Origin of the sequence: Streptomyces sp. NPDC048297 (assembly GCF_043201585.1) — a bacterium.
Lineage (GTDB): Bacteria > Actinomycetota > Actinomycetes > Streptomycetales > Streptomycetaceae > Streptomyces.
Map to the genome: position 1 here is coordinate 34,524 of NZ_JBICZA010000007.1, position 20,439 is coordinate 54,962.

Here is a 20,439-nt window from a genome sequence, read left to right on the forward strand (position 1 = left end):
CCCCAGCCAGGCACCACGGCCAGCGTTCCGGACGACAGCTCCGCCGGGATGCCGACGCCACACGGTACGAGCTCGCCGGACGGCCTCTCGGGTGCCCGGCCAGTCTGCTGCTGAGCGGTCGGACAGCGGGGCTTCCGAGTTGGAGTCCGGCCTATGCTCCCGGGATCTGCGCGCCGAGTGGTCGGCGGCCGTCGCCAGCGGGGCGGAGACAGGAGCGGGCGGCGGCCCCGCAGGGCCGGGCGCGCGCGGGCCGCGTCAGCGGGACGCCCTTGATCAAGTAAAGAAACTCTGAACAGCTCACCCACGGGCCGAGCTGTCCGGTCCCGGTAGATGCTTGACAGTTCGATCCCAGCTGATGGTTGACGGTGGCCGTGATCGGCTTTTCTGTGCGTGTCGTTGCGGCGCGTGTGGGGAGGCCGGGATTGGCTCTGGTGGAGTTGTCGGTTGTCGAGCAGAGATACCGGGCTGTCTTGGCGGTGCTGGCGGGTGCGACGGTGACCGAGGTCGCCGCATCGCTCGGGGTGTCGCGGCAGACGGTCAGCGGGTGGAAGTCCCGCTATGCGGCCTCGGGTCTGGCTGGGCTGGCTGATCGTTCTCGTAGGCCGGCGTCGTGTCCGCATCAGGCGTCCGCCGAGGTCGAGGCGGCCGTGTGTGAGCTGCGGCGCAAGCATCCGAGGTGGGGTCCGCGGCGGATCGCTCATGTGCTGGAGCGGTCTGGGGCGGTGGTGCCGGTGCCGTCGCGGATGACGGTGTATCGGATCCTGGTCCGGCATGGGCTGGTGGAGCCGGGGGTTCGGCGCCGGAAGCGGTCGGATTACAAGCGCTGGCAGCGGGACCGTGCGATGCAGCTGTGGCAGATGGACATCGTCGGCGGGGTGATGCTGGTCGATGCGGTGACCGGTGAGCTGACCGAGGCGAAGGTCGTGACCGGGGTGGATGACCATTCCCGCTTCTGCGTGATCGCGTCGGTGGTCGAGCGGGCGACGGGGAGGGCGGTGTGTGCGGCGTTCGCCCGGGCCTTGCAGGTGTTCGGGGTGCCGGAGGAGGTGCTGACCGACAACGGCAAGCAGTTCACCGACCGGTTCGGGCAGGGTGGTGAGGTGTTGTTCGACCGGATCTGCCGGGAGAACGGGATCGCGCACCGCCTCACCCAGCCGGCGTCGCCGACCACGACGGGCAAGGTCGAGCGGTTCCATCAGACGCTGCGGCGCGAACTCCTCGACGACTGCGGCGCGTTCGAGAGTGTCGAGGATGCTCAGGCGGCGCTGGATCGGTGGGTGGAGGAGTACAACTCCGAGCGTCCGCATCAGGCGCTGGACATGCAGTCCCCGGGCGACCGGTTCGCTCCGGTGCCCGAGTCGGAGCGGGACGTGCTGGGCCTGAGGATTCCCGGAGTGCTGGCGCTGGTGCCGCAGCAGCGGACGGCTCCCGCCGCGGTGCCCGATCCGGTCGGGGCGGAGCCTGCTCCTGCCCCCGTTCCGGAGGTGGTGCGGGTGGAGGAGGGCGGGCCGGTGGAGTTCGAGCGGGTGGTGCCTGCGAGTGGGAATCTGCAGGTCGCGGGTAAGCAGTTCTGGCTCGGCCCGTCCCGTTCGGGGCTGACGGTGACGTTCTGGGCGGACATCTCGGTGATCCATCTGCTGATCGCCGGGACGCGGATCAAGACCGTTCGCTCGCACCTGTCGGTGGCGGATCTGGGGCGGCTGGCCGCCCGGGGTGGACGTGCGGCCGGTCCGGCCCCGCTGCCTGCCGGGGACGGGATGGCGTTCGAGGTGGACCGGGTCGTGAACAACTGCGGCTTGGTGGGCCTGGGCGGGCGCCAGGTGCTGGCGGCGGAGATCCTCGGCGGCCGCCAGGTCGGCATCCGCGTCGAGGAGGAGACGCTGTCGTTCTTCGACCTGTCCTCAAGGCAGTTGCTGCGGGTGCGGCCCAACCCGCTGAGTGGCGAGGAAGTGCGCAGGTTGCGGGGCCTGCGTCCGGCCGGGCCGCCGCCGCGTCCGGGCATCGAGCCCGTGCGGGTGCAGCGGCGGGTCAGTGCGGTGGGCACGGTCATGGTCTGCCGCCAGGTTGTCTCCCTGGGCCGTCCGTACGCAGGGCAGACCGTGACCGTGCACGTCTCGGACACGACGATCAGCGTCGAGCTGGACGGTCAGGTCCGGGTGATCCGGCGCACGACCGACGTCCCGGTCCGTAACGTGAAAGCGAACAAGCCCCACGGGGCTCCCTACGTTGTCTAGGCCCACCGTCAAGCATCACCTGGGACAGAAACGTCAGGCATCAGCTGGGATCCGACATCCCTGTCGCCGCATCTGGCCAAGGTGCCAGGCTGACCGTCAGGGGCGCTGCTGTCGGCGCTTCTTCGATTCGGCCACTGCGGCTTCGAGTTTCTCGCGCGGCGACGCGTCCGAGTCGGCGTCGTCGTCATGGAGCGGTGGCAGGAACAGGCCGCGTCGGCTCGTCTCGCGTTTGACCTTCCGGCGCTCGTTGAAGATCCGCTGGTGTTCTTCACGGATGGTGACCCATCGTTGGTCGAGTTCCGCTTCCCGTGCCAGTAGCTCGTCATCGGTGAGGTCGGCGAAGTCGGCGGCGGCTGCGCGGGCCTCGCGGGCGATCTCCTCCCGTAGCAGGTAGTTCGTGATCGGCCCGTGGTGCTTGCCCGGCTCCGGGGCCTGGCGCACAAAGACACCGCGGCCCTTGACCGAGTACACGAGCCCTTCCTGCTTGAGCCTTCGGTAGGCGTTCTGCGCGGTGGAGTTGGCTACTTGGAAGCGTTCTTGGATCTCACGGGCGGGCGGGAGCTGGGAGCCCGGAGGGTAGGTGCCTTCTGCGATGTCGCGGCGGAGGAAGTCGGCCACTTGGACGTAGGGCGGGCGGCCGTCGTCGTTGCGGATGAGATCGGCTGGCCAGTCCGGGCCCGGCTCCTCGCCGTCTGCATCTGCTGCTGGGGTACCCGGAGCGTCACTTCCGCCGGCCGTCGAGCTCACGAAGCTGCCCCGGCCGAGTTGGGAGTAGACCAGCCCTTCCTGCTTGAGGACTCGCAGGGCGTTCTGGACGGTGGAGCTGGAGACACCGAACCGCTCGCCGAGCACGTTCGCCGAGGGCAGGCGCTCGCCCGACGTGAACTCGCCGGTCAGGATCGCGTCCCGCAGGGCGGCGGCGGCCTGGAGATACGGCGGTCGGGAGTCCTCGTCCAAGGGCAGGGTCATGGCCCCACGGTATCGCCTGCCCGGTGAGCCGCTACAGGCAGATTCCTGCGCTTCCCGCCTGACCGCCCATCCACCTCACCGCAGTCACAACTTCATCGGGCTTGCAAGTTCAGCGATCATCTCCTTGTGCTCGTGGCGAGTCGATCAGGCGGCTCCATCGAACGAGGATGTGATGGCATGGCCATGACCCGTATCCGGGTTGCTCTGCTGCCGTCGGCGGTGTGCATCGCGGGCACCGATCCGGTGCTGAAGATCAAGGACCAGCAGACCGGGGAGGTCGCCACCGACCGGGAGACCGGGGCGGCGCTGTACACGGTGACCGTGATGCTCATGGAGGACGGCCGGGCCGAGGTCCTGAAGATCACCGTTCCGGAGACCGGCCTTGCGGCCGGGCTCAAGCCGGGGGCGATGGTGCGGCCGGTGGAGTTGTTCGCGACCCCGTGGGCGCGGATCTTCAACGGGCAGCTCTCCGACGGCGTCGCCTACCGCGCCGCCCGCCTGGAGCTGGTGACGGTGGAGGCGAACCAGTGACCCGCTTCGAAAACCTCGCACGGGAGCGGGAGTTGCACCCGCTCCGGCCCCTGCCGGACACGGAGGGCAAGGCCACCTTCGCCGTCTCGGCCGCAGTTCTCGATCTGCTCGGCCTGGACCCGGAACAGGCGGCCCACCTCGACCTGGGCGACGTGTTCCGCCGGATACACGAAAGGGGGGCCTGACATGGACGCTGTCACGGGATACGCGTCGTACGCGCTGCCGATCGCTATAGCGCTGGTCGGTGTGTGGCTGCTGGTGACGGTGGTGCGCTACGTGCGGGCCGACCGGGGCACGCGGGTCAGCATGCGGCAGGCCGTGCGGGTCCGCTGGGGCTGGGTGCGCCTCGCGCGGATGGCCGGGCTGACGGTCACCGACAAGACCCCGAGCTTGCTCGCACAGATCGCTGCGCAGAAGGACGGTGTCACTCCCGCGCCACGGGTCCTGACTCCGAAGATCAAGGTCAAGCCCGACCAGTACGGGGTGATCGTGCGGGCGCGTACGCTGCCGCAGGTCGGGCTGGAGGAGTACCAGAAGGCGGCGCGGTTCCTGGCGGACGCCTGGCGGTGCACGCGGGTGTCCGTCCTGCCGGACGGCCCCGGCAGGGTGGTGATCCGGGGCGTGCGCTCCGACCCGCTGACCACGCCGACCGAGCACCGGCCCACCGGCCGCCCGCCCACGGACCTGACGCGCTGGGAGCTGGGGGTGGACGAGTACGCCGCCCGGGTGTGCGTGTCCCTGGCCAACGTTCCCGGGGTAACCGTGGCCGGCGTCCCGGGTGCGGGCAAGACCTCGGGGGTCAACAAGTTCGTCTGCGACTTCGCACCGTCCCCGGCCATGCAGATCGCGACGGCGGACGGAAAGGTGTCACGGGCCTCGGAGGGCGACTACGCCGACCTCGTCAAGCGGATGTTCGCGTTCTGCGGCGACGACCTCGACGAAGCCAACGAGCTGTTCAAGCGCCTGGTGGAGCTGCGCAAGCGGCGCTCGGCGACCATCCGGGACGTGCTGGGTGTGAAGAACATGTGGCACGTCGGCCCGTCACCACAGTGGCCGCTCACGGTCCTGATCATCGATGAGGCGCACACGTACTTCCGCGAGTACAAGGGCAGCGACCCGACGACGAAACGTCTTGCCGCGCTGACGGCGGAGAACGCCCGGCTGGTGGAGGACCTGGTCAAGAAGGGCCGCAGCGTCGGCATCCTGGTGATCCTGATCAGCCAGAAGACCACCGGCGACGCCATCCCCACCTTCATCCGCGACGTGTGCCCCATTGGGCTGTCCTTCGCGCAGAAGACGGTGGAGGCAGCGGTGGCCGCGCTGGGTGAGGACATCCGCAACTGGCCCGACGCCAGCCCGGTCACCTTGCAGGACCCCGCCTACGTCGGCGTCGCCGTGATGGCGATGCAGGGCCGCCCCGGCTACACCCGCATCCGCACCCCCTACGTCTCCGACACCGACGCCGCCCGCGTCGCCGAGGACACCTCGCACCTGACCGCCGACCCGGACCTGTGCCTGGACGCCCTTCTCCGCTCGACCGGCCGGACCACGGCAGCACCCCGGGCCCCGCTTGCCAAGTAGTCCCGAAAAGCCCACGCCAGAAAGAAAGAAGGAGGTTGATCGCATGACGGAGGAACGGTTCACTCGGCGCACCGTGACCGCGGTCATGGCGGTCATCGCGGCCCTGGCCTTCGTCTTCTCCTTCGGCAACGTCTGGGCGCTCGCCCTGCGACTCGGCGTCCCCCGTCCGATCGCGCCGCTGATCGCCCCCATGGTGGACCTGTCCGTCGTCGGCCTCCTCGTCGCGCTGCGGTTCCTTGCCCTGCACGGCGTGTCCAAGGCGGAGTTGCGGGCCGGTACCCGGCTGCTGCACCTGTGCGGCCTGCTCACCCTCGCCCTGAACACCGCCGAACCACTACTCGCCGGACGCTACGGACGGGCCTGCCTGGACACCGTCGCCCCGCTCCTGCTCCTCGGCTGGGGCCATGTCGGCCCCGCCTTCCTCGCCCAGTTCCACACCCTCACCCGTCCCACCCAGAACCTGGAGGCCACGCCCACCCCCATCTCCGAACCGGTGCCCGACGAAGCGCCCGCACCCGAAGCGGTACCTCCAACGCCCGTCCCGGCCGTCATCGCCTCCCCGGCCGAGGAACTGGAGCCCGTTCCGGCTCCGACCGCAGCTCCGCCCATCACCGTCACCAAGACGCCACGTCCCGCCTCCAGCCCGGCCTTGCCGGCCGCCCTACTGGACGCAGCCCGACGCATCGCGGACACCCACCGCGCCGAGAACGGAACACCGATCACCGCCGCCCACCTGGGCACGCGCATGGGCATCGCCCTGCCGGTGGCCACCGCCGCACTCGCTCAACTCTGAGCCCCGGCCCGCACCAGCCGCATCCCCCTCGCGCAACCCCACGCCCACCCGATGGGCCTGGTTCGTCATGCCCCGAGCAGCACCAACACGTCTTCCCACCTGGCTGGTTGCTGCTCGGGGACACCCACCCGACAGAAGGGACACGCCCCGAATGGTCACCCCGGACCTGCAACACGTGGCAAGCCCCGCCATACGGGACCTGCTCCACCTCGTCAACCACCCCGACTTCGACCGCGCACAGCAGCAGATCGAACACCTCGGTGGCTGCACCGAACCCGTCCGCCTGACCGGCCACACGACCACCGTCGACACCACGACCGGTGAAGTCCTGCGCTCCTACTCCACCGACACCGAGCCCACCGGCAGTCTGCTCACCGGGTGCGGCAACCGCCGCTCCTCGCGCTGCCCGGCCTGCTCCCGCCTCTACGCCGCCGACACCTACCACCTCATCCGCGCCGGCCTCTCCGGCGGCAAGAGCGTCCCCGACACCGTCCGCACCCACCCCCGCGTCTTCGCCACCCTCACCGCGCCGTCCTTCGGCCCGGTCCACAACCGCCCCGAGGCCCGGCCCTGTCGCTGCGGCACCCGCCACGAAGCCGCAGACCCCCTGCTGGGCACGCCGCTCAATCCGGCGACGTACGACTACGCGGGCGCGGTCCTCTTCAACGCCCACGCCGGAGCCCTGTGGGCCCGCTTCACCACCTACCTGCGCCGGGAGATCGCCGTCCGGCTCGGTATGACGCAGAAGGCTGCACGCGCGGTGTTGCGGATGTCCTTCGCGAAGGTCGCCGAGTACCAGAAGCGCGGCCTGGTCCACTTCCACGCCGTGATCCGCCTCGACGGACCCGACGGCAGCACCCAGCCCCCGCCCTCGTACGCCACGGTCGCCGTGCTCACCGACGCCATCAGGGCCGCCGCACCACGCGCCCGCATCTCAGTCACCTCGGACGCGATCGGGGAACGCGAACTCACCTGGGGCCAGCAACTCGACGTACGCGAGATCGCCGTCTTCGGCACCGACAGCGAACTCACCGACCAGGCCGTCGCCGCCTACGTGGCGAAGTACGCCACCAAGTCCGCCGACGCCTCCGGCACCCTCGACCGCTCCCTGTTCTGCCGCCCCTGCCAGGGCCGCGGCGCCACCCTGCTGCCCCACGGAACCCCGCTGCCGTGCACCGCCTGCGACGGGACCGGACAGGCCCGGCCGCTGCCCCGCCTCGCCGTCGCCCGCCATGTGCGGCAGATGATCCGTACCTGCTGGGAGCTGGGCAGGCTGCCTGAGTTCGACCACCTGAAGCTCTGGAAGTGGGCGCACATGCTCGGCTTCCGGGGCCACTTCTCCACCAAGTCCCGCCGCTACTCCGTCACGCTCGGCGCGCTACGCGATGCCCGCCTCGCCTGGCGCACCGAACAGGCCCGCGCCCACACCGGCCTGCCCGAGCCGGACCCGACGACCACGCTCGTCGTCGGTCGGTGGGAGTACCTGGGCGCGGGCTACAGCCCCGGCGCCGCACTCCTCGCCGCCGGCGTGTGGCACCGCAAGGAACTGGAACGACGGTTCATCGCGGAAGGTGGCAGTTGATGAACTCGCCCCCGCCGACCGTCCTCGGCACGGAAGCGGTCCCGGTGCTGGATCTGCTGACGGTGCCCCAGGTGATGGCCCGCCTCCAGCTCGGCCGCTCCGCCGTCTACGACCTCCTCCGCACCGGACAACTCGCCTCAATCACCCTCGGCCGCGCCCGCCGCATCCCCACCCACGCCCTCACCGACTTCATCCACACCCGCCTCGAACAGGAAGCCGCCTGATGACCACGCCCCGCGACACCCCCGCCTCCCGCCGTGTCCGCGCCAACGGCGATGGGACTGTCTACCAGCGCAAGGACAGCCGCTGGGAAGCCGCTGGATACGTCCTCGCTCCCGGCAACACCCGCAAGCGCGTCCGCGTCTACGGCACCACCAGGACGGAGGCCCTGGCGAAGCTCACGGAGAAGATCGCCGCCAGCAACCGTGGCGTCCCCGTCCCGTCTGCGCAGGGCACCGTGGCCGCGTACCTGACGTACTGGCTCGACACTGTCGCCGTCCACCAGCTCCGCGAGAACACGCACACCCGCTACACCGCCGTCACCCGGCTCTACCTCATCCCCGGCCTCGGACGGAAGAAGCTCGCCAAGCTCACCGCCAAGGACGTACGCACCTGGCTCAACCAGCTCCGCACCACCTGCCAGTGCTGCACCCGCGGCCTCGACACCGCCCGCGACGAGCCCCTCTGCTGCGCTGTCGGAAAGTGCTGCTCCAAGCGGCTCTCGCCGCTGACCTTGTCCTACGTGCACTCCGTCCTCAAGTCCGCCCTGGAGCACGCCGTGCGCGAGGAGGAAATCCCACGCAACGTCGCCCGCAACGTCCGCACCGGCACACCACGGCCCCGCCGCTTCGAACCCCTCACCGCCGAGGAAGCGCGCGAGTTTCTGGCCGCCGCAAGCGGTCACCGGTTGCAGCCGCTGTTCGAACTCGCCCTGCACACTGGGCTCCGCAAGGGCGAACTCCTCGGCCTGCGCTGGGAAGACCTCGACCTCACCGGTGGCACCGCCAGCATCCGCCGCACCCTCCAGCGCACCAACACCGCCGGCCTGACCGCCCTCCCGACCAAGACCCAGAGCTCCGAACGGCGCATCGCCCTGCCGACGCCATGCCTGCGCTCCCTCGAACAGCACCGCAACCTACAGCGTCAGGAACGCGAAGCGGCAGGCGCGGGCTGGAAGGACAGCGGCTACATCTTCACCCGGCCCAACGGTGCCCCGATCGAAGGGGCCACTCTCACCCGGCACTTCAACACCCTGCTCCACCGTGCCAGGCTCCGCCGCATCCGGTTCCATGATCTTCGACACTCAGCAGCCACCCTCCTTCTGGAACAGGGCGTCGAACTCGTCGTCATCAAGGAACTCCTCGGCCACGCCCACATCGGCGTCACCGCCACCGTCTACGCCCACGTCCGACTTCGGCTCCAGCGCGACGCCATCGACATCCTCAGCACCGCCCTCCGCCACGCCGCCAACAGCACTGCCAAGCCCGATGACGGCGACGATCCCCCGCTTTGCGCAGCACCCGTCCGCTGACGTTGCCGTCAACTACTGCCGTCAGACGCCCCAGAGGCCCCACCGGAAACAAAATCCGGTGGGCCTCTGGACTCCCCCAGCAAGTCAGCAGGAATTCTCCTCATGAGCCTGCGCGGACTTGGTTGACGAATTCCAACTATTGACCCGTTGCCCGCCTCAGCCGCTCAGCAAGCGGGATTTGGCTAGGTGGCCTCAAGATGAATTTGTCCTTCTGCTCGTCAAAGCAGTCCAGATAGCCGCTGACTCGATCGCCAACCTGGTAGTTATCCCCAGCGTCGATGTACAGGGCGTCAATGAGCCCAACGCGAGATAGCCCCAGATCCACGATGACTCCCCAGCGAAAGACCGCCTCAATCTCGCCATCGACCATCTGGCCGATGAGGTGTTGCTCGTATTCGCTGAGCTGGCCGTTTGTCACTGCCCTACCAAACTTCGCGGGTACTGGTTAAGTCGATCGAACACGGTATTCGGAATGGCAACCTCCACGCCAGGAACGCCGTTATGCGAGCCTACGTACTGACTGAAGTGCTGTTCAAAATCAGCTTTCGGGATTCTGATTTCGACGACACCGCCGTCATAGCCTCCACGACTGGCGTAATCGAGCGCAATAGTCTTCCCTTCGTCCGCCAGCCCGAAGTACGCCCGTCCATCCGGATACCCATTTCCAGATCCCGGGAAGTCACTCTCATGGAAGCCGTCCTTCAGCAGCCTATCCGTCATGCCAGTACCAGGCGCCTTGTAAATGGATACTTCCGGGCAGCCGTTACTGTTATGCACAAGAACCGGCGTCTTGCCTGCGAGCACATAGTACGTATGGAGTTCCTGGACGGTGAGGTTGTACATGTCCGCGGCGCCAGGGCGGGCGACGACCGCGTCAACGCGGACGTGGCGATTAGTCGCGGTGTTGAGGGCGTGACCGGGCTTGAGTTTCCCGGCGGGGACCCAGGTGTGGAGCGTGTCGTCCCAGAAGGGGTGACGCGAGGTGGTATGAAGCGTTTCGTCGCGGCCGTTGACGCCTCGTATCGTGACATCGACGAGGTCGTCGTCGTGATGGACCAAGCGAGCGGTGACCTTGCGGGGCCCGCGATGCTTACCACTCTCCGGATCGGCGCTCTCCACGCGGTCACCCGGTTTGATCTTGCCGATCGGTTTTGTTTTCCGGCTTGCCATCAGAACCGGTGTCTTCGGATCGAAGCTGCAGAAGGGAACGCCCTCCAGCATGGCTTCTTCTTCGAGAGCTGCCGCAGCGGAGATACCGACAGCGAGATCGCCGAGGGATTCGCACAGACTCACAGCCGTGCAAGGGTTGCTCGGCACGTCCTTGATGTTGGCCCAGTGGTGGTAGAACTGCTGAAATCCCTGGCAGGAGGAGGTCCAGAGCAGGGCTTCACCGGTGCACCGCTCCCGGTAGTACAGCTCGACGTTCCACGCCGGAGAGAGGTCCGCCCGGTAGGTTCCGTAGCCCATCATCTGTGTGATCGTGGGCGCGTGGCCGCCGAACTTCTTCATGTCCTTCAGCGGCGGCAGTGTCCTGCTGTCCGACGACTCATATTTTGACGACGCGGGATCGTCGTACGACTTGTAGGGCGCGTTGGTTCCGTTGTCTCCGGAGCAGTAGTGCGGGTAGCACGATTCGAGGCCGCTGGGGTCGGCGGAGGTGACGGGATTGTCAGCGGCATAGGTGTAGCCGCCGAGTTCCTGAGGGCTGGTGGCTTCCAGAATCGGGTCGACGCTGATGAAGAGGCCCAGACTCGGGTCGTACTTGCGGGCGCCGACGTCGGTGTAGCCGGTGGAGCTGTCCTGGGGTGCGCCGAGATAGGAGTGGGTCGGGTCGGGCCAGGCGGTGCTGTTGGCGTTGGCGCGTGGCTGACCGTAGGGCGTGTATTGCTGGCGTGCGACCTGCTGAGTGGTGGTGTCCATCGACAGGGTCGCGGTGCCGTGCGGGTCGCTGAACAGGTACTTCAGTCCGCCGCCGGAGAGGCTGGAACGGACGGCTACGGGGGTTCCGGCGCCGCCGTGGGTGTAGGTGCGGACGGCGCCGAGGAGCACGTTGGGGGTGACGCTGGTGTTGACGACGATTTCGGTGTCGCCGGCGAACAGGGTGGTCTTCCCGGGGTCGCGGCGGATGAGCTGGTTGCCGTCGGCGTCATACAGGTATTTGGTGGTTGTGGGGCTGCTGCCGCCCGCGTCCACCTGGGTCAGGTGGTTTTCGTCGTCCCACGTCAGGGTTTGGATGGGGCCGGTGGTGGGGGTGCGGGTGTGCAGGTTGCCGTCTTCGTCGTAGACGAAGCTGGTGGGGTTGATGCCGCCGGTGGTGGCGGTGAGGGTGTGGGGCTGGGCGCCGGTGGGCGTGCAGTTGGTGGTGCAGCCGTCGGTGTAGGTGGTGGTGGCGGTGGTGCCGGACCCGCCGATGGCGTGGTCGACACTCTGGTGGCGGTTGCCTATGGCGTCGTAACTGAAGGATTGCCAGTAGGAGCCGGGGGTGGTGGTGAGGGTGCTGCCGGTGGGCGGGTTGGCGGCGCAGTTGTCGTTGGCGGTCCAGGCGTCGGTGAGCCGGTCCAGCGCGTCGTAGCCGTAGCACTGCTGGTCGGTGACGGTGTTGCCGGTCTCCGACTGCTGGTCGCTGGTGGAGGTGGGGTTACCGGAGGCGTCGTAGGTGTACTTGGTGCCGTCGACCGTAGGGCCGGGCGCCTGGGTCCGCTCCACCAGGCGGTCGGTGGGGCGGCGGGTCTGGTCGTCGTAGCTGTAGGTGGCCCAGGCCGGGTTGGTGGAGGCGCCGAACGTCAGCCTCGACGGTTCACCGTAGTCGGTGTAGACGGTCGCTCCGACATAGATGTTGGCACTGCTGCTGGTGGTCGTCGGGTTGCCCAGCGCGTCGTGGCCATAGGTGATGACTTCGTTGTTCAGTCCCTGGGTGCGCGGGTCGCTCTGGGTGGCGAGCAGCTGGTCTCTGACCGTGTAGGTGTAGGTCGTCGTGTACGTAGAGGGCAGCGGCGCCTCGGATGCCGGCAGGGTGATCTTGGTGCCGGTCGGCTTACCGAGGGTGGTATAGCCGGTGGCGGCGACCGTGTAGCCGCCGGTGGTGCCCTGTATGTAGCGGGTGGATGAGGTAGGCAGACCGATGCGAAGGGTGTCGTAGGTCCAGGAGGCGAACTGGAAGTTGGACTTGGCCTTGTCGGTGCCGCTGAGCTTGCGTCCCAGCAGGTCGTAGGTGTAATCGAGTTCGACCTGCTTGGCGTCGGTGGTGGAGACGAGGTTGCCGGCGTCGTCGTACCCGTAACTGCTTTCGCCCGCGTCCGGGTCGGTCTGGGACTTCTTGCGGCCCAGCAGATCGTAGTCGAACGTCCACACCATCTCGTCGGGACCCGTGACCTGGTGCTGCTGGCCCGCGGCCGTGTAGCCGTAGGTGGTGGCCGAGGGGGTTCCGCCGGTGGCAGTGAAGCCGTTGGCCGCGGTACCGGACACGGTGGGCGGGGCGGTGTACTGGTCCAGTTCGGTGGTCTGGCCGCGTGCGTCGAGGACCTTGGCGGAGACCACCCCGCCCTTGGGAGGCAGGACGGTGGTCCGGTCTCCGGTGTAGGCGGTGGTCGTGGTCCAGGTCTTGACCCCGTCGTGTTCCTCGGTGACCAGGTCGGCCCGTCCCTGCCCGTCGTAGTCGGTGACAGTGGTGTCGGGTATGGAGACCTGGGAGACCGATATCAGGCTGTTGCCAGGGCTGCCGCCCACGGCGTAGGCGTTGTTGGTGGCCACCGTCCAGCCGTGCGAATCGTACTGGGTGTCCGAGACCGCGGTGCTTGAGTTCTCCGCCGTCGCCTGTACCTGTAGCGGCCGCAACATCGCCGGCGGGCGGCGACATCACCAGCGACGCGGTGACGCTACCCGTTCCGCAGCAGGCCACATTGCTGGTCAGCTTGCAGGTCCACGGCTCGGTGTCCGCCATGCCCGGCCATGCCGCGGCCCGGACCCCCGTATGGGTCAGCGACGCGGCCAACCGCACCGGTGACACCGTGGCCGGTAAGTTCACGCAGACGACATACACCGGTCTGCCGTACCTGGCCGCTATCGACGCCACCACGCCCACCTCCGCCCCCACCGGCTCGCTGGTCCTGTACGGCGACCAGAGCGTCAACGGGGACACCGCGAGCGGCGACGGCCAGCACCACCTCAGCGACGCCATCACCGGCGCCATCGTCGACGACCCCAACGGCGACGGCACCGTGGACTACGGCGTGCTCAACGCCGGCACCAACAGCCTCAACAACAACCTGCTGCCGCAGGGCACGTACAGCAGCACCCCGACCAACGCACTCAACCCGTTGGATCGCAATGTGCTGGCCCAAGGCAACGTGCGCACCGTCCTCGTCTCCACCGGCGCCGCCGACCTGCTCAACTGCCCCAGCGACGCCGACACCTGTGCCACCGATGTCGAGAACGGACTGGCCACGCTCAACAGCCAGTTGAGCTCGTACGGCACCGACGACGGGCAGACCTACATCAACCAGCAGCCGGTGACGCAGAACTCCAACATCACCGTCTACCTGGCCACCATCCCGCCGTTCACCGCCACCCACCCAGGCACGGCGACACAGGAAGCCGCACGCGAGCAGGTCAACAGCTACCTGCTCAACAGCTTCCAGACGCAGGTCATCGACTTCGCCGCGGCGGTCTCCACGGACGGCACGGCCACCTCATCGACCGTAAAGGCGGCCGACCTCTCGAGCGGCGCCCCGTCCGACGCGTACTACGCAGACCTCGCCGCCCAATACCTGAACGACACCAACACCCAGGTCGTCAGCATCGCACCAAACCTGATCGTGCCGCTCGCCACGGACAGCGACACCCCCGACAACGAATGGGAGCTGTCCGCCGACGGCACCGACGCCAACGGGGACAACCCGTTCACCGCGGTCGGCGAGGCTACGTTCGACTCGGCCGGTCCGGACGCGGCCAATGCCCCTGTCGGCGCAACCTCCTTCGACGGCAGCACCGGATTCCTGGAGAGCGACCACACTGCGGTCAACACCCTGACCGACTACACCGTCTCCGCGTGGGTGAAGCTCGACTCGACAGCCAACCCGGCTACCGCCATCTGTGAGGGAACCAGTCAGCACCAGGCGTTCTACATCGGCTACGACAGGGACAACCAGGGGTGGATGTTCCAGACCACCACCAGCAACGACCCGAGCGCCGACTTCCCCACAGCGGAAGGAGCCGCCGACACCGCCGCAGTCGGAACCTGGACCCACCTCCTCGTCACCTACACCGCTCCCGTCGACGGAGACGCCAGCACCGGTGCGATGTCGATCTACCAGAACGGCACCCTGATGGGGACCGCCACCAACCTCACCCCGCAGTACGACTCCTCCATGCCCCTGACCGTCGGCGGCTGCATCAACAGCCCAGACGCGACCACGCCGTACAACGCCTTCCCCGGCTCCATCTCCGACGTACAGGTCTACCCGTACGCGATGACGGCGAGCCAGGCCGGCGCGGCCAGCGTGACCGTGCCGAGCGGCTGGGACAACGGCATGCCGGAGGACGACTGGGAGCTCGCCACCGACGGCACCGACACGGCCTCCCTCAACCCGCTCACCCCGTCCGGCAGCGCCACCTTCGGCACCGACGCACCGAGCGGCCTGTCAGGCAGTGTCGCCTTCGACGGCAGCACCGGCTTCCTCAAGAGCAAGCAGAGCGCGGTGAACACCCTCGGCGACTACACCGTCTCCGCCTGGGTCAAGCTCAATTCAGCGGCCGGCAGCGCCGCCATCTGCCAGGGAACCACCACGCACCACGCCTTCTACCTCGCCTACGACGCCAGTAACAGGGGATGGATGTTCCAGACCACCACCAGCAACGACCCGAGCGCCAACTTCCCCACCGCGGAAGGCGACGCCAACACCGCCACGGTAGGTACCTGGACCCACCTCGTCGCCACCTACACCGCTCCCGTCGACGGAGACGCCAGCACTGGCACCATGGCCCTCTACCAGAACAGCACCCTGATGGGCACAGCCACCAACCTCAGCCCCCAGTACGACTCCTCCCTCCCCCTGGCCATCGGCGGCTGCGTCAACAGCGCCTCAGCCACAACCCCGTACCTGGCGTTCCCCGGCTCCGTGGCCGACGTCCACGTCTACCCGCGAACACTGACGGCGACCGAAGTCAGCACCCTGCACTGACCACACCATCCGCCCCGGGCCCCGCCACTCCCAACCAGGAGCGGCGGGGCCCGACCACGTCTGCAGACCGGACGCTCCAGGGGCACCAGGGCCACTCACCCGGGGCCTGACCCACCGCGACCGAGGCATCCAAGAGAGCCCGTCGATCAGCACCGAAGACATCTTCGACGCTGGCCGCCGGGCCGCCGCCTCGCCCGCACCCTGCCCGGGACACCCTCGACCGAGGACGTGCCGCAGCGGCTGGAAACGAATCCTGACCTGGTGGAGGCCCTGCGTGCACGGATGGAGAACTCCACAGCGGTCCAGGCGCACCCGGTCACGGCCGCCGCACTGGATCACCTGGCCTCCTTCGAGCCCCTGCCGAGCCGGCGGGTCGCGGGCGGCAACCCGCGCTGGCCGCCCCGCTCGGTGACACCATTCGACTCGGTGTGCCCGTATACGACGGGTCGGCCAGGACGAGCGCGGCGTGAGCGTCGCCACTGACTCCGGATGTGCGCTCTTCGACGCCGCTGTCGTCGCCCTGCCTCTGGCCCTCGTGCGCGACCCGGAAGGCCTCGAGCTCGGTCTGCCCGAGTGGAAACGTGCAGGTCTCCGCCATGTGGTTCAAAGCAAGGCCGCCGAGCTGCAACTCCCACTACGTACCGCGCCGACGACCAGCACTCTGGTGTCAGTGCGCGGGCCGCTTCTGGAACTGGATCGCCGTCGACGCCGGAGGCCGGGCCGCCCCGGTGCTCAACAGCTTCATGGGCTCACCGGCGGCCATCGACGCGGCAGCACTCATCGACGGACCGGACAACTCGGCCCGGGCCACGCGCAAGATCCGATCCGAGCTGGACTTCGACACGACGCGCCCCGCCACCATCACCGTGTCGCAGCAAGACCCCTTCGCACGCGGCGCATACCCGGCACACAGCCCGGAAACGCCGACGGACGACTCCGAGCTCCTCGAACGTCCGGTCGGCGCCGTCCACTTCGCGGGCGAGTACGCCGAACCCGACCACACCGGACTCATGGAGGGCGCCACCCGTAGCGGTGAACGCACCGCCGACCACGTCATCGGCCACGGTCACCCGGCACCACGTACGACCGGGACACTCCAAGCGACCGGATGGCCGACCTCTGGCAGGTCCAGCCACTGTCCGCCTCCGTCGTTTCACGAAGCAACGGAGGCGGACAAGTTCTGGCCGGGCGGACGGGCCACAGCGGTACCTCGCTCGTCGCTGACCTGCCCGTATCCGGCGTTGCAGAGGGCGTCCGCCTCCGCGGACATAAGGGCGTCGGCGAACGTCTTGACCATCGCGCGCAGCAGATCGGGACTCGCCGCAGCGAGGTTGTCCTCAGTAAGGGCGTGCAGAGGCAGACTGTCGGGTGCGGTCATCGTGCTGATCTCCTTCGGGCCTCGACACCTCGAAGATCAGCCGGTGGCCGTTCATCTATGCGGGCCTCACCCCGACGCCGGAGCAAAACCCCGGACCAGGTCGAACCCATACACCACTTCCTGGACGCAACCTCTCGCCGTCCCCCATCGGTTGCGGCCTGGCCCGGAGTTCTCGCCCTCACTGGCGGATGAGAGAAGCCAAGATCCGGACCACTGACGGGTCAATGAAGCCGCATCAGGAGTAACTTGCGTCATCGACACAGGTCAGATCCGCGCAAGTGCCGTACAACCAGCTGACGAAGAATCTGCTGGGCCGAACGCGTTCCACGCGCGGGCGCGACGCCTTGTCCTTGCCCGCAGAGCCGAGCGGCAAAGCCGGGTCGACCTCTCGTTCAGGTCGCCTACCACGTAACGGCCCTGAGTCGATCGACCCCAAGATGTCCGAGTTCAACGGAGCGTAGTCAGCACCAAGTCAGCACGGGAGGGGTGAGCACGGGTGATGACGTGGGCTTTTGGAACCGCTTACGGAATGGATCGAAGACGGGTAAGCCGAGTGGCGGCCATTCGGCGCCGTTGCCACGGTGGATGGCTGCCGCCCTCCGATCCGGCCAAAGGGAGGACTTGGCAGCCCACGTCCGCCTGGTCCCGGGCCTGCTGTGGCCCGGTGTGTTTAGGCTGTCACCGCTACGGAAGGGCGGTGCCATGGATGCTGACTCCCGGACCAGGGTCGCGATCGAGGAGCATTGGCGGGCCTCGGAACGCGGGAACACCGTAGCCGAGCACGCCATCTACGCCGCGGACGCGATCCTGGACTACCCGCAGTCAGGCGAGCGATTCCGGGGCCGAGCAGCGATTTCGGCGCAACGCGGCGGACACCCGGCCGACCGGCACTTCACCGTCCAGCGGATCACCGGCCACGCGAATCTGTGGGTGAGCGAATGCATCATCACCTACGACGGTGCGCCTTCGTACTCGGTGAGCATCATGGAATTCGCCGACCAGCACGTGGTGCACGAGACGCAGTATTTCGCCGACCCCTTCGGCGCGCCGGCCTGGCGGGCCGCGCTCGCGGAGCCGATGCCGGGCCGAACCATCGCCGGAACCTGATTCCTGGCCTCGCTCGGTTCAGCCAGCTGGCGAGCCTGTCACTTTGTTGGAGTCCCAAGACTCCTATCGCGATGACTTCAAGCGCCTCCGGCAGATGAGCGTGCATCCCAGCGTGAGGAAGGTTTCGTGGATGTCGTCGCGGATCTCCCCACGGATCCGCAGACGGCGGAACCAGTGCAGATGGGCGAATGCGCGCTCCACGACTCATCGTTGGGTGCCGAGTCCGGAGCCGTGCTCGGTTCCGCGCCGGGCGATCAGCGACTGCACACCGAGGTCCCAGACCAGTCGGCGGTACTTGTCGTGGTCGTATCCGCGGTCGGGTCTGCTGCAGGGTCTGCCGCACGATCGGGTGACATCTGAACTGGCTTGCTCTGTGGGGCGGGTGGGAAGGATGTCGCTGGTCTCGATGGTGACGTCGTGCTCGCGGCAGGTGGTCTCGCGCCGGACGATCTCGTAGCCGCCCTCGTCCAGGACCGCGACGGAGGCGAACCAGGCGGGATCGTCCTCGTCGGGCTGGATGACGACAAAGGTGTTGTCCGTGCCGTTCAAGTCGCTGATCAGCATGAACAGGGCGTCTTCGGACGGGTCCTCGACGTGGTCGCCGTTCTCGCTGTCCGCGCAGTAGTACTCGACGCCTTGTTGCGCGAGCCGCCGAGCGAACTCCAGGGCGACCGGAGGCGCCTCGAACTCCTCGTCGTCACGGCCTGTGCCGAGCACACGCAGAGCCGATACGACGTTGTCGAGCACCGCGCTCCGGAAGGCCTACTCGGTCCGCGCGTCCTGGACGAGCTCCGGAGGTTCCGCCGTGATCGACAGGGTGATCGAACCGGTCAGGGGGTCCATGTCCCGCTGCAGGGAGGAGGCAGCGCACCGAAGGGTGTCCGTCGTCAGCAAGGGCACAGCGCGGAGCGTACTGCCCAAGTGGCTGAGCCGTATCACCACGCAATCCCCCGGTCGGCGCATCTTCGATAGAGCGCGTGGTCCGCAGGTGTGACGCTGATGGCAAGAGGAGAACACCATGAACGCCGACCCGCCCTGGCTCGTGCCCCGACCATGAGGGAGATTTCATCATGGGTGCCCAACGAAACTCGCTGACTCCGCTCGCGGCGGTGGCGGCCGGCCTGCTGGCCGGGGCCGTAGGAACGGTGTGCCTGGATGCCGTCCACTACCTGCAGTACCGTCGCTCAGGCGGGAAGGAGAGCCCGCTCGCGTGGGAATTCGCTCCGATCGAGAACTGGGAGAAGGCCCCTGATCCGGGTCAGGTGGCGAAGCGCGTGATCGAGGGCTTCACGCAGCGCAAAATCCCCGACAGTTCGGCCTGGCTCACGAGCACCACGGCTCACTGGGCCTTCGGTTCAGCGCTGGGCGCGGCGTACGGCATCCTGGCCGGATCGCTGTCCGCACCGCATCCCGCATACGGCGTGCCTTACGGCGCTGCGGTCTTCGCCGGCGACTACATCTCCTTGCCGATCGCCGGACTTTACAAGCCGATCTGGGAGTACGACGCCAAGGTCGTGGCCTGGGATCTCGGCTCCCACCTCGCCTACGGTGTGGGCACCGGAGTCACGTTCTGGTTGCTGACCCAGGCGGTATCAGCGCCGGCCAGGGGCCGTAGGTGTCCTGTCTAGTGAGGCCGGTGCCTGGCCCGTCTGGTCAAAAGGCACGATGACGATGGGCACATCGCGGAACTTGCGCATCCTTCACGGGCCACCGCGCTGACCTTGTCCTGCCAGGGGCTTCACGCCTGCCCGCCTACGAAAGCACCTTGAGCATCTCCTCGGCGACGGGCCCGGAGGAGGCCGGATTCTGCCCCGTGTAGAGGTTACGGTCAACCACCGTGTACGGCTCCCAGACCGGGCCGCGCGAATAGTTCGTGGGGAGTGCCCTGACCTCGTCCTCCATGAGCCACTTGGCCTTGTCCGCGAAGCCGACGCCCTCCTCCTCCTCGTTCGAGAAGCCGGTGACGCGGTAATCGGCGAAGGGCGTGTCACCCTTCTCGTCCCGGGTAGCGAGCAAAGCCGCCGGGGCGTGGCACACGATGCCCAGCGGCTTGCCGGACGCGAGAGCTCTCCTCAACAGCAGCCCGGAGTCGGCGTCGGACGCGAGGTCTTCCATAGGGCCGTGGCCCCCTGGGTAGTAGACGGCGTCGTAGTCGTCGAGGTTGACCCTCTTGATGGAGACGGGGTGACGAAGTTGTTCCGCCTCCTCGATGATCCCCTCCAGCTTGACGGACGCCTCCTCTCCTCCCGTCATCCGGGGCCGGAGACTCATCGCGTCGACCACGGGTATGACACCGTCCGGGGTGGCTACGGTGACCTCGTGACCGGCCTCGGTGAACACACTGAACGGACTCGCAAACTCCTCAGCCCAGTATCCGGTGGGGTGCCGATGACCGTCCTTGAGCGTCCAGTAGCTTGCTCCGGTCAGCACAAACAAGACCCTGGCCATGGGAACACCTCTTTGGAGGGCGAAGAATCGGGTGCCGGCGAACACCGGTCAGCCGGGACCCGTCGAGGCTCGCGATCACATGACGGGCCCATCGACTGCATGGACG

16 protein-coding genes and 3 pseudogenes are annotated in these 20,439 nt (G+C 67.9%); 12 read left to right on the top strand and 7 right to left on the bottom strand.

All coding sequences use genetic code 11. The features are described from left to right. Positions 1–422: 422 nt before the first annotated feature. Entirely contained in the window at positions 423–2,234 is a 1,812-nt protein-coding gene (locus ACGFYV_RS09710; RefSeq protein ID WP_393877821.1) for an IS481 family transposase, read from the top strand. 96 nt (positions 2,235–2,330) lie between these two features. Here the strand turns inward: ACGFYV_RS09710 and ACGFYV_RS09715 are convergent, their stop codons facing one another. Beyond that, positions 2,331–3,203, bottom strand: a complete 873-nt coding sequence (locus ACGFYV_RS09715) for a GntR family transcriptional regulator (RefSeq protein ID WP_393877822.1) — start codon at positions 3,201–3,203, stop codon at positions 2,331–2,333. Positions 3,204–3,380: 177 nt separating this feature from the next. Here ACGFYV_RS09715 and ACGFYV_RS09720 point away from each other — a divergent pair, with 177 nt between their 5' ends. From ACGFYV_RS09720 to ACGFYV_RS09750, 7 genes are all read left to right on the top strand, one after another. Next, a complete protein-coding gene (locus ACGFYV_RS09720) occupies positions 3,381–3,734 on the top strand; it encodes a hypothetical protein (RefSeq protein ID WP_393877823.1) in 354 nt (117 codons plus the stop codon). Next, positions 3,731–3,919, top strand: a complete 189-nt coding sequence (locus tag ACGFYV_RS09725) for a hypothetical protein (protein WP_393877824.1) — start codon at positions 3,731–3,733, stop codon at positions 3,917–3,919. Before ACGFYV_RS09720 ends, ACGFYV_RS09725 begins: the two co-directional genes overlap by 4 nt. Position 3,920: 1 nt before the next feature. Further along, complete coding sequence (locus ACGFYV_RS09730; protein ID WP_393877825.1) at positions 3,921–5,315, top strand: cell division protein FtsK; 1,395 nt, start codon at positions 3,921–3,923, stop codon at positions 5,313–5,315. Between the two features lie 43 nt (positions 5,316–5,358). Further along, complete coding sequence (locus ACGFYV_RS09735) at positions 5,359–6,108, top strand: DUF2637 domain-containing protein (protein ID WP_393877826.1); 750 nt, start codon at positions 5,359–5,361, stop codon at positions 6,106–6,108. A 151-nt stretch (positions 6,109–6,259) separates the two neighbouring features. Further along, entirely contained in the window at positions 6,260–7,690 is a 1,431-nt protein-coding gene (locus ACGFYV_RS09740) for a replication initiator (RefSeq protein ID WP_393877827.1), read from the top strand. Then, a complete protein-coding gene (locus tag ACGFYV_RS09745) occupies positions 7,690–7,914 on the top strand; it encodes a helix-turn-helix domain-containing protein (protein ID WP_393877828.1) in 225 nt (74 codons plus the stop codon). Before ACGFYV_RS09740 ends, ACGFYV_RS09745 begins: the two co-directional genes overlap by 1 nt. Further along, on the top strand, positions 7,914–9,221 hold the full coding sequence (locus ACGFYV_RS09750; RefSeq protein WP_393877829.1) for a tyrosine-type recombinase/integrase: 1,308 nt from the start codon (positions 7,914–7,916) through the stop codon (positions 9,219–9,221). The genes ACGFYV_RS09745 and ACGFYV_RS09750 overlap by 1 nt, the downstream gene beginning before the upstream one ends. Before the next feature lie 136 nt (positions 9,222–9,357). Here the strand turns inward: ACGFYV_RS09750 and ACGFYV_RS09755 are convergent, their stop codons facing one another. Continuing rightward, positions 9,358–9,639 carry a hypothetical protein gene (locus ACGFYV_RS09755; protein ID WP_393877830.1) on the bottom strand — a complete coding sequence of 94 codons (282 nt, stop codon included), beginning with the start codon at positions 9,637–9,639 and terminating at the stop codon, positions 9,358–9,360. Further along, entirely contained in the window at positions 9,636–12,971 is a 3,336-nt protein-coding gene (locus tag ACGFYV_RS09760; RefSeq protein ID WP_393877831.1) for a polymorphic toxin-type HINT domain-containing protein, read from the bottom strand. The genes ACGFYV_RS09755 and ACGFYV_RS09760 overlap by 4 nt, the downstream gene beginning before the upstream one ends. A 119-nt stretch (positions 12,972–13,090) precedes the next feature. Here ACGFYV_RS09760 and ACGFYV_RS09765 point away from each other — a divergent pair, with 119 nt between their 5' ends. Next, a complete protein-coding gene (locus ACGFYV_RS09765) occupies positions 13,091–15,400 on the top strand; it encodes a LamG-like jellyroll fold domain-containing protein (protein ID WP_393877832.1) in 2,310 nt (769 codons plus the stop codon). A 596-nt stretch (positions 15,401–15,996) separates the two neighbouring features. Continuing rightward, positions 15,997–16,398: pseudogene (locus ACGFYV_RS09770) on the top strand (FAD-dependent oxidoreductase); the annotation flags it as partial. Positions 16,399–16,610: 212 nt separating this feature from the next. Here ACGFYV_RS09770 and ACGFYV_RS09775 read toward each other — a convergent pair. Continuing rightward, positions 16,611–16,778: pseudogene (locus ACGFYV_RS09775) on the bottom strand (transposase); the annotation flags it as partial. 702 nt (positions 16,779–17,480) lie between these two features. Here ACGFYV_RS09775 and ACGFYV_RS09780 point away from each other — a divergent pair. Beyond that, positions 17,481–17,885, top strand: a complete 405-nt coding sequence (locus ACGFYV_RS09780; protein ID WP_393877833.1) for a nuclear transport factor 2 family protein — start codon at positions 17,481–17,483, stop codon at positions 17,883–17,885. 360 nt (positions 17,886–18,245) lie between these two features. Here ACGFYV_RS09780 and ACGFYV_RS09785 read toward each other — a convergent pair. Together ACGFYV_RS09785 and ACGFYV_RS09790 are read right to left on the bottom strand one after the other, a co-directional pair. Continuing rightward, positions 18,246–18,551: pseudogene (locus ACGFYV_RS09785) on the bottom strand (hypothetical protein); the annotation flags it as partial. 96 nt (positions 18,552–18,647) lie between these two features. Next, positions 18,648–18,785, bottom strand: a complete 138-nt coding sequence (locus tag ACGFYV_RS09790) for a hypothetical protein (RefSeq protein ID WP_393877834.1) — start codon at positions 18,783–18,785, stop codon at positions 18,648–18,650. A 170-nt stretch (positions 18,786–18,955) separates the two neighbouring features. Between ACGFYV_RS09790 and ACGFYV_RS09795 the strand changes: the two genes are divergently transcribed. After that, positions 18,956–19,513 (top strand): hypothetical protein, encoded by a 558-nt coding sequence (locus tag ACGFYV_RS09795; RefSeq protein ID WP_393877835.1) that lies wholly within the window; start codon positions 18,956–18,958, stop codon positions 19,511–19,513. Positions 19,514–19,637: 124 nt separating this feature from the next. Here ACGFYV_RS09795 and ACGFYV_RS09800 read toward each other — a convergent pair whose 3' ends face one another. After that, positions 19,638–20,333, bottom strand: a complete 696-nt coding sequence (locus ACGFYV_RS09800; RefSeq protein ID WP_393877836.1) for a type 1 glutamine amidotransferase domain-containing protein — start codon at positions 20,331–20,333, stop codon at positions 19,638–19,640. Positions 20,334–20,439 lie beyond the last annotated feature (106 nt).

Coding starts and splice junctions, on each gene's coding strand:
- ACGFYV_RS09720 (WP_393877823.1), top strand. CDS start 3,381: ATGGCCATGACCCGTATCCGGGTTGCTCTGCTGCCGTCGGCGGTGTGC.
- ACGFYV_RS09780 (WP_393877833.1), top strand. CDS start 17,481: ATGGATGCTGACTCCCGGACCAGGGTCGCGATCGAGGAGCATTGGCGG.
- ACGFYV_RS09800 (WP_393877836.1), bottom strand. CDS start 20,333: ATGGCCAGGGTCTTGTTTGTGCTGACCGGAGCAAGCTACTGGACGCTC.
- ACGFYV_RS09750 (WP_393877829.1), top strand. CDS start 7,914: ATGACCACGCCCCGCGACACCCCCGCCTCCCGCCGTGTCCGCGCCAAC.
- ACGFYV_RS09730 (WP_393877825.1), top strand. CDS start 3,921: ATGGACGCTGTCACGGGATACGCGTCGTACGCGCTGCCGATCGCTATA.
- ACGFYV_RS09795 (WP_393877835.1), top strand. CDS start 18,956: ATGGGTGCCCAACGAAACTCGCTGACTCCGCTCGCGGCGGTGGCGGCC.
- ACGFYV_RS09735 (WP_393877826.1), top strand. CDS start 5,359: ATGACGGAGGAACGGTTCACTCGGCGCACCGTGACCGCGGTCATGGCG.
- ACGFYV_RS09715 (WP_393877822.1), bottom strand. CDS start 3,203: ATGACCCTGCCCTTGGACGAGGACTCCCGACCGCCGTATCTCCAGGCC.
- ACGFYV_RS09745 (WP_393877828.1), top strand. CDS start 7,690: ATGAACTCGCCCCCGCCGACCGTCCTCGGCACGGAAGCGGTCCCGGTG.
- ACGFYV_RS09740 (WP_393877827.1), top strand. CDS start 6,260: ATGGTCACCCCGGACCTGCAACACGTGGCAAGCCCCGCCATACGGGAC.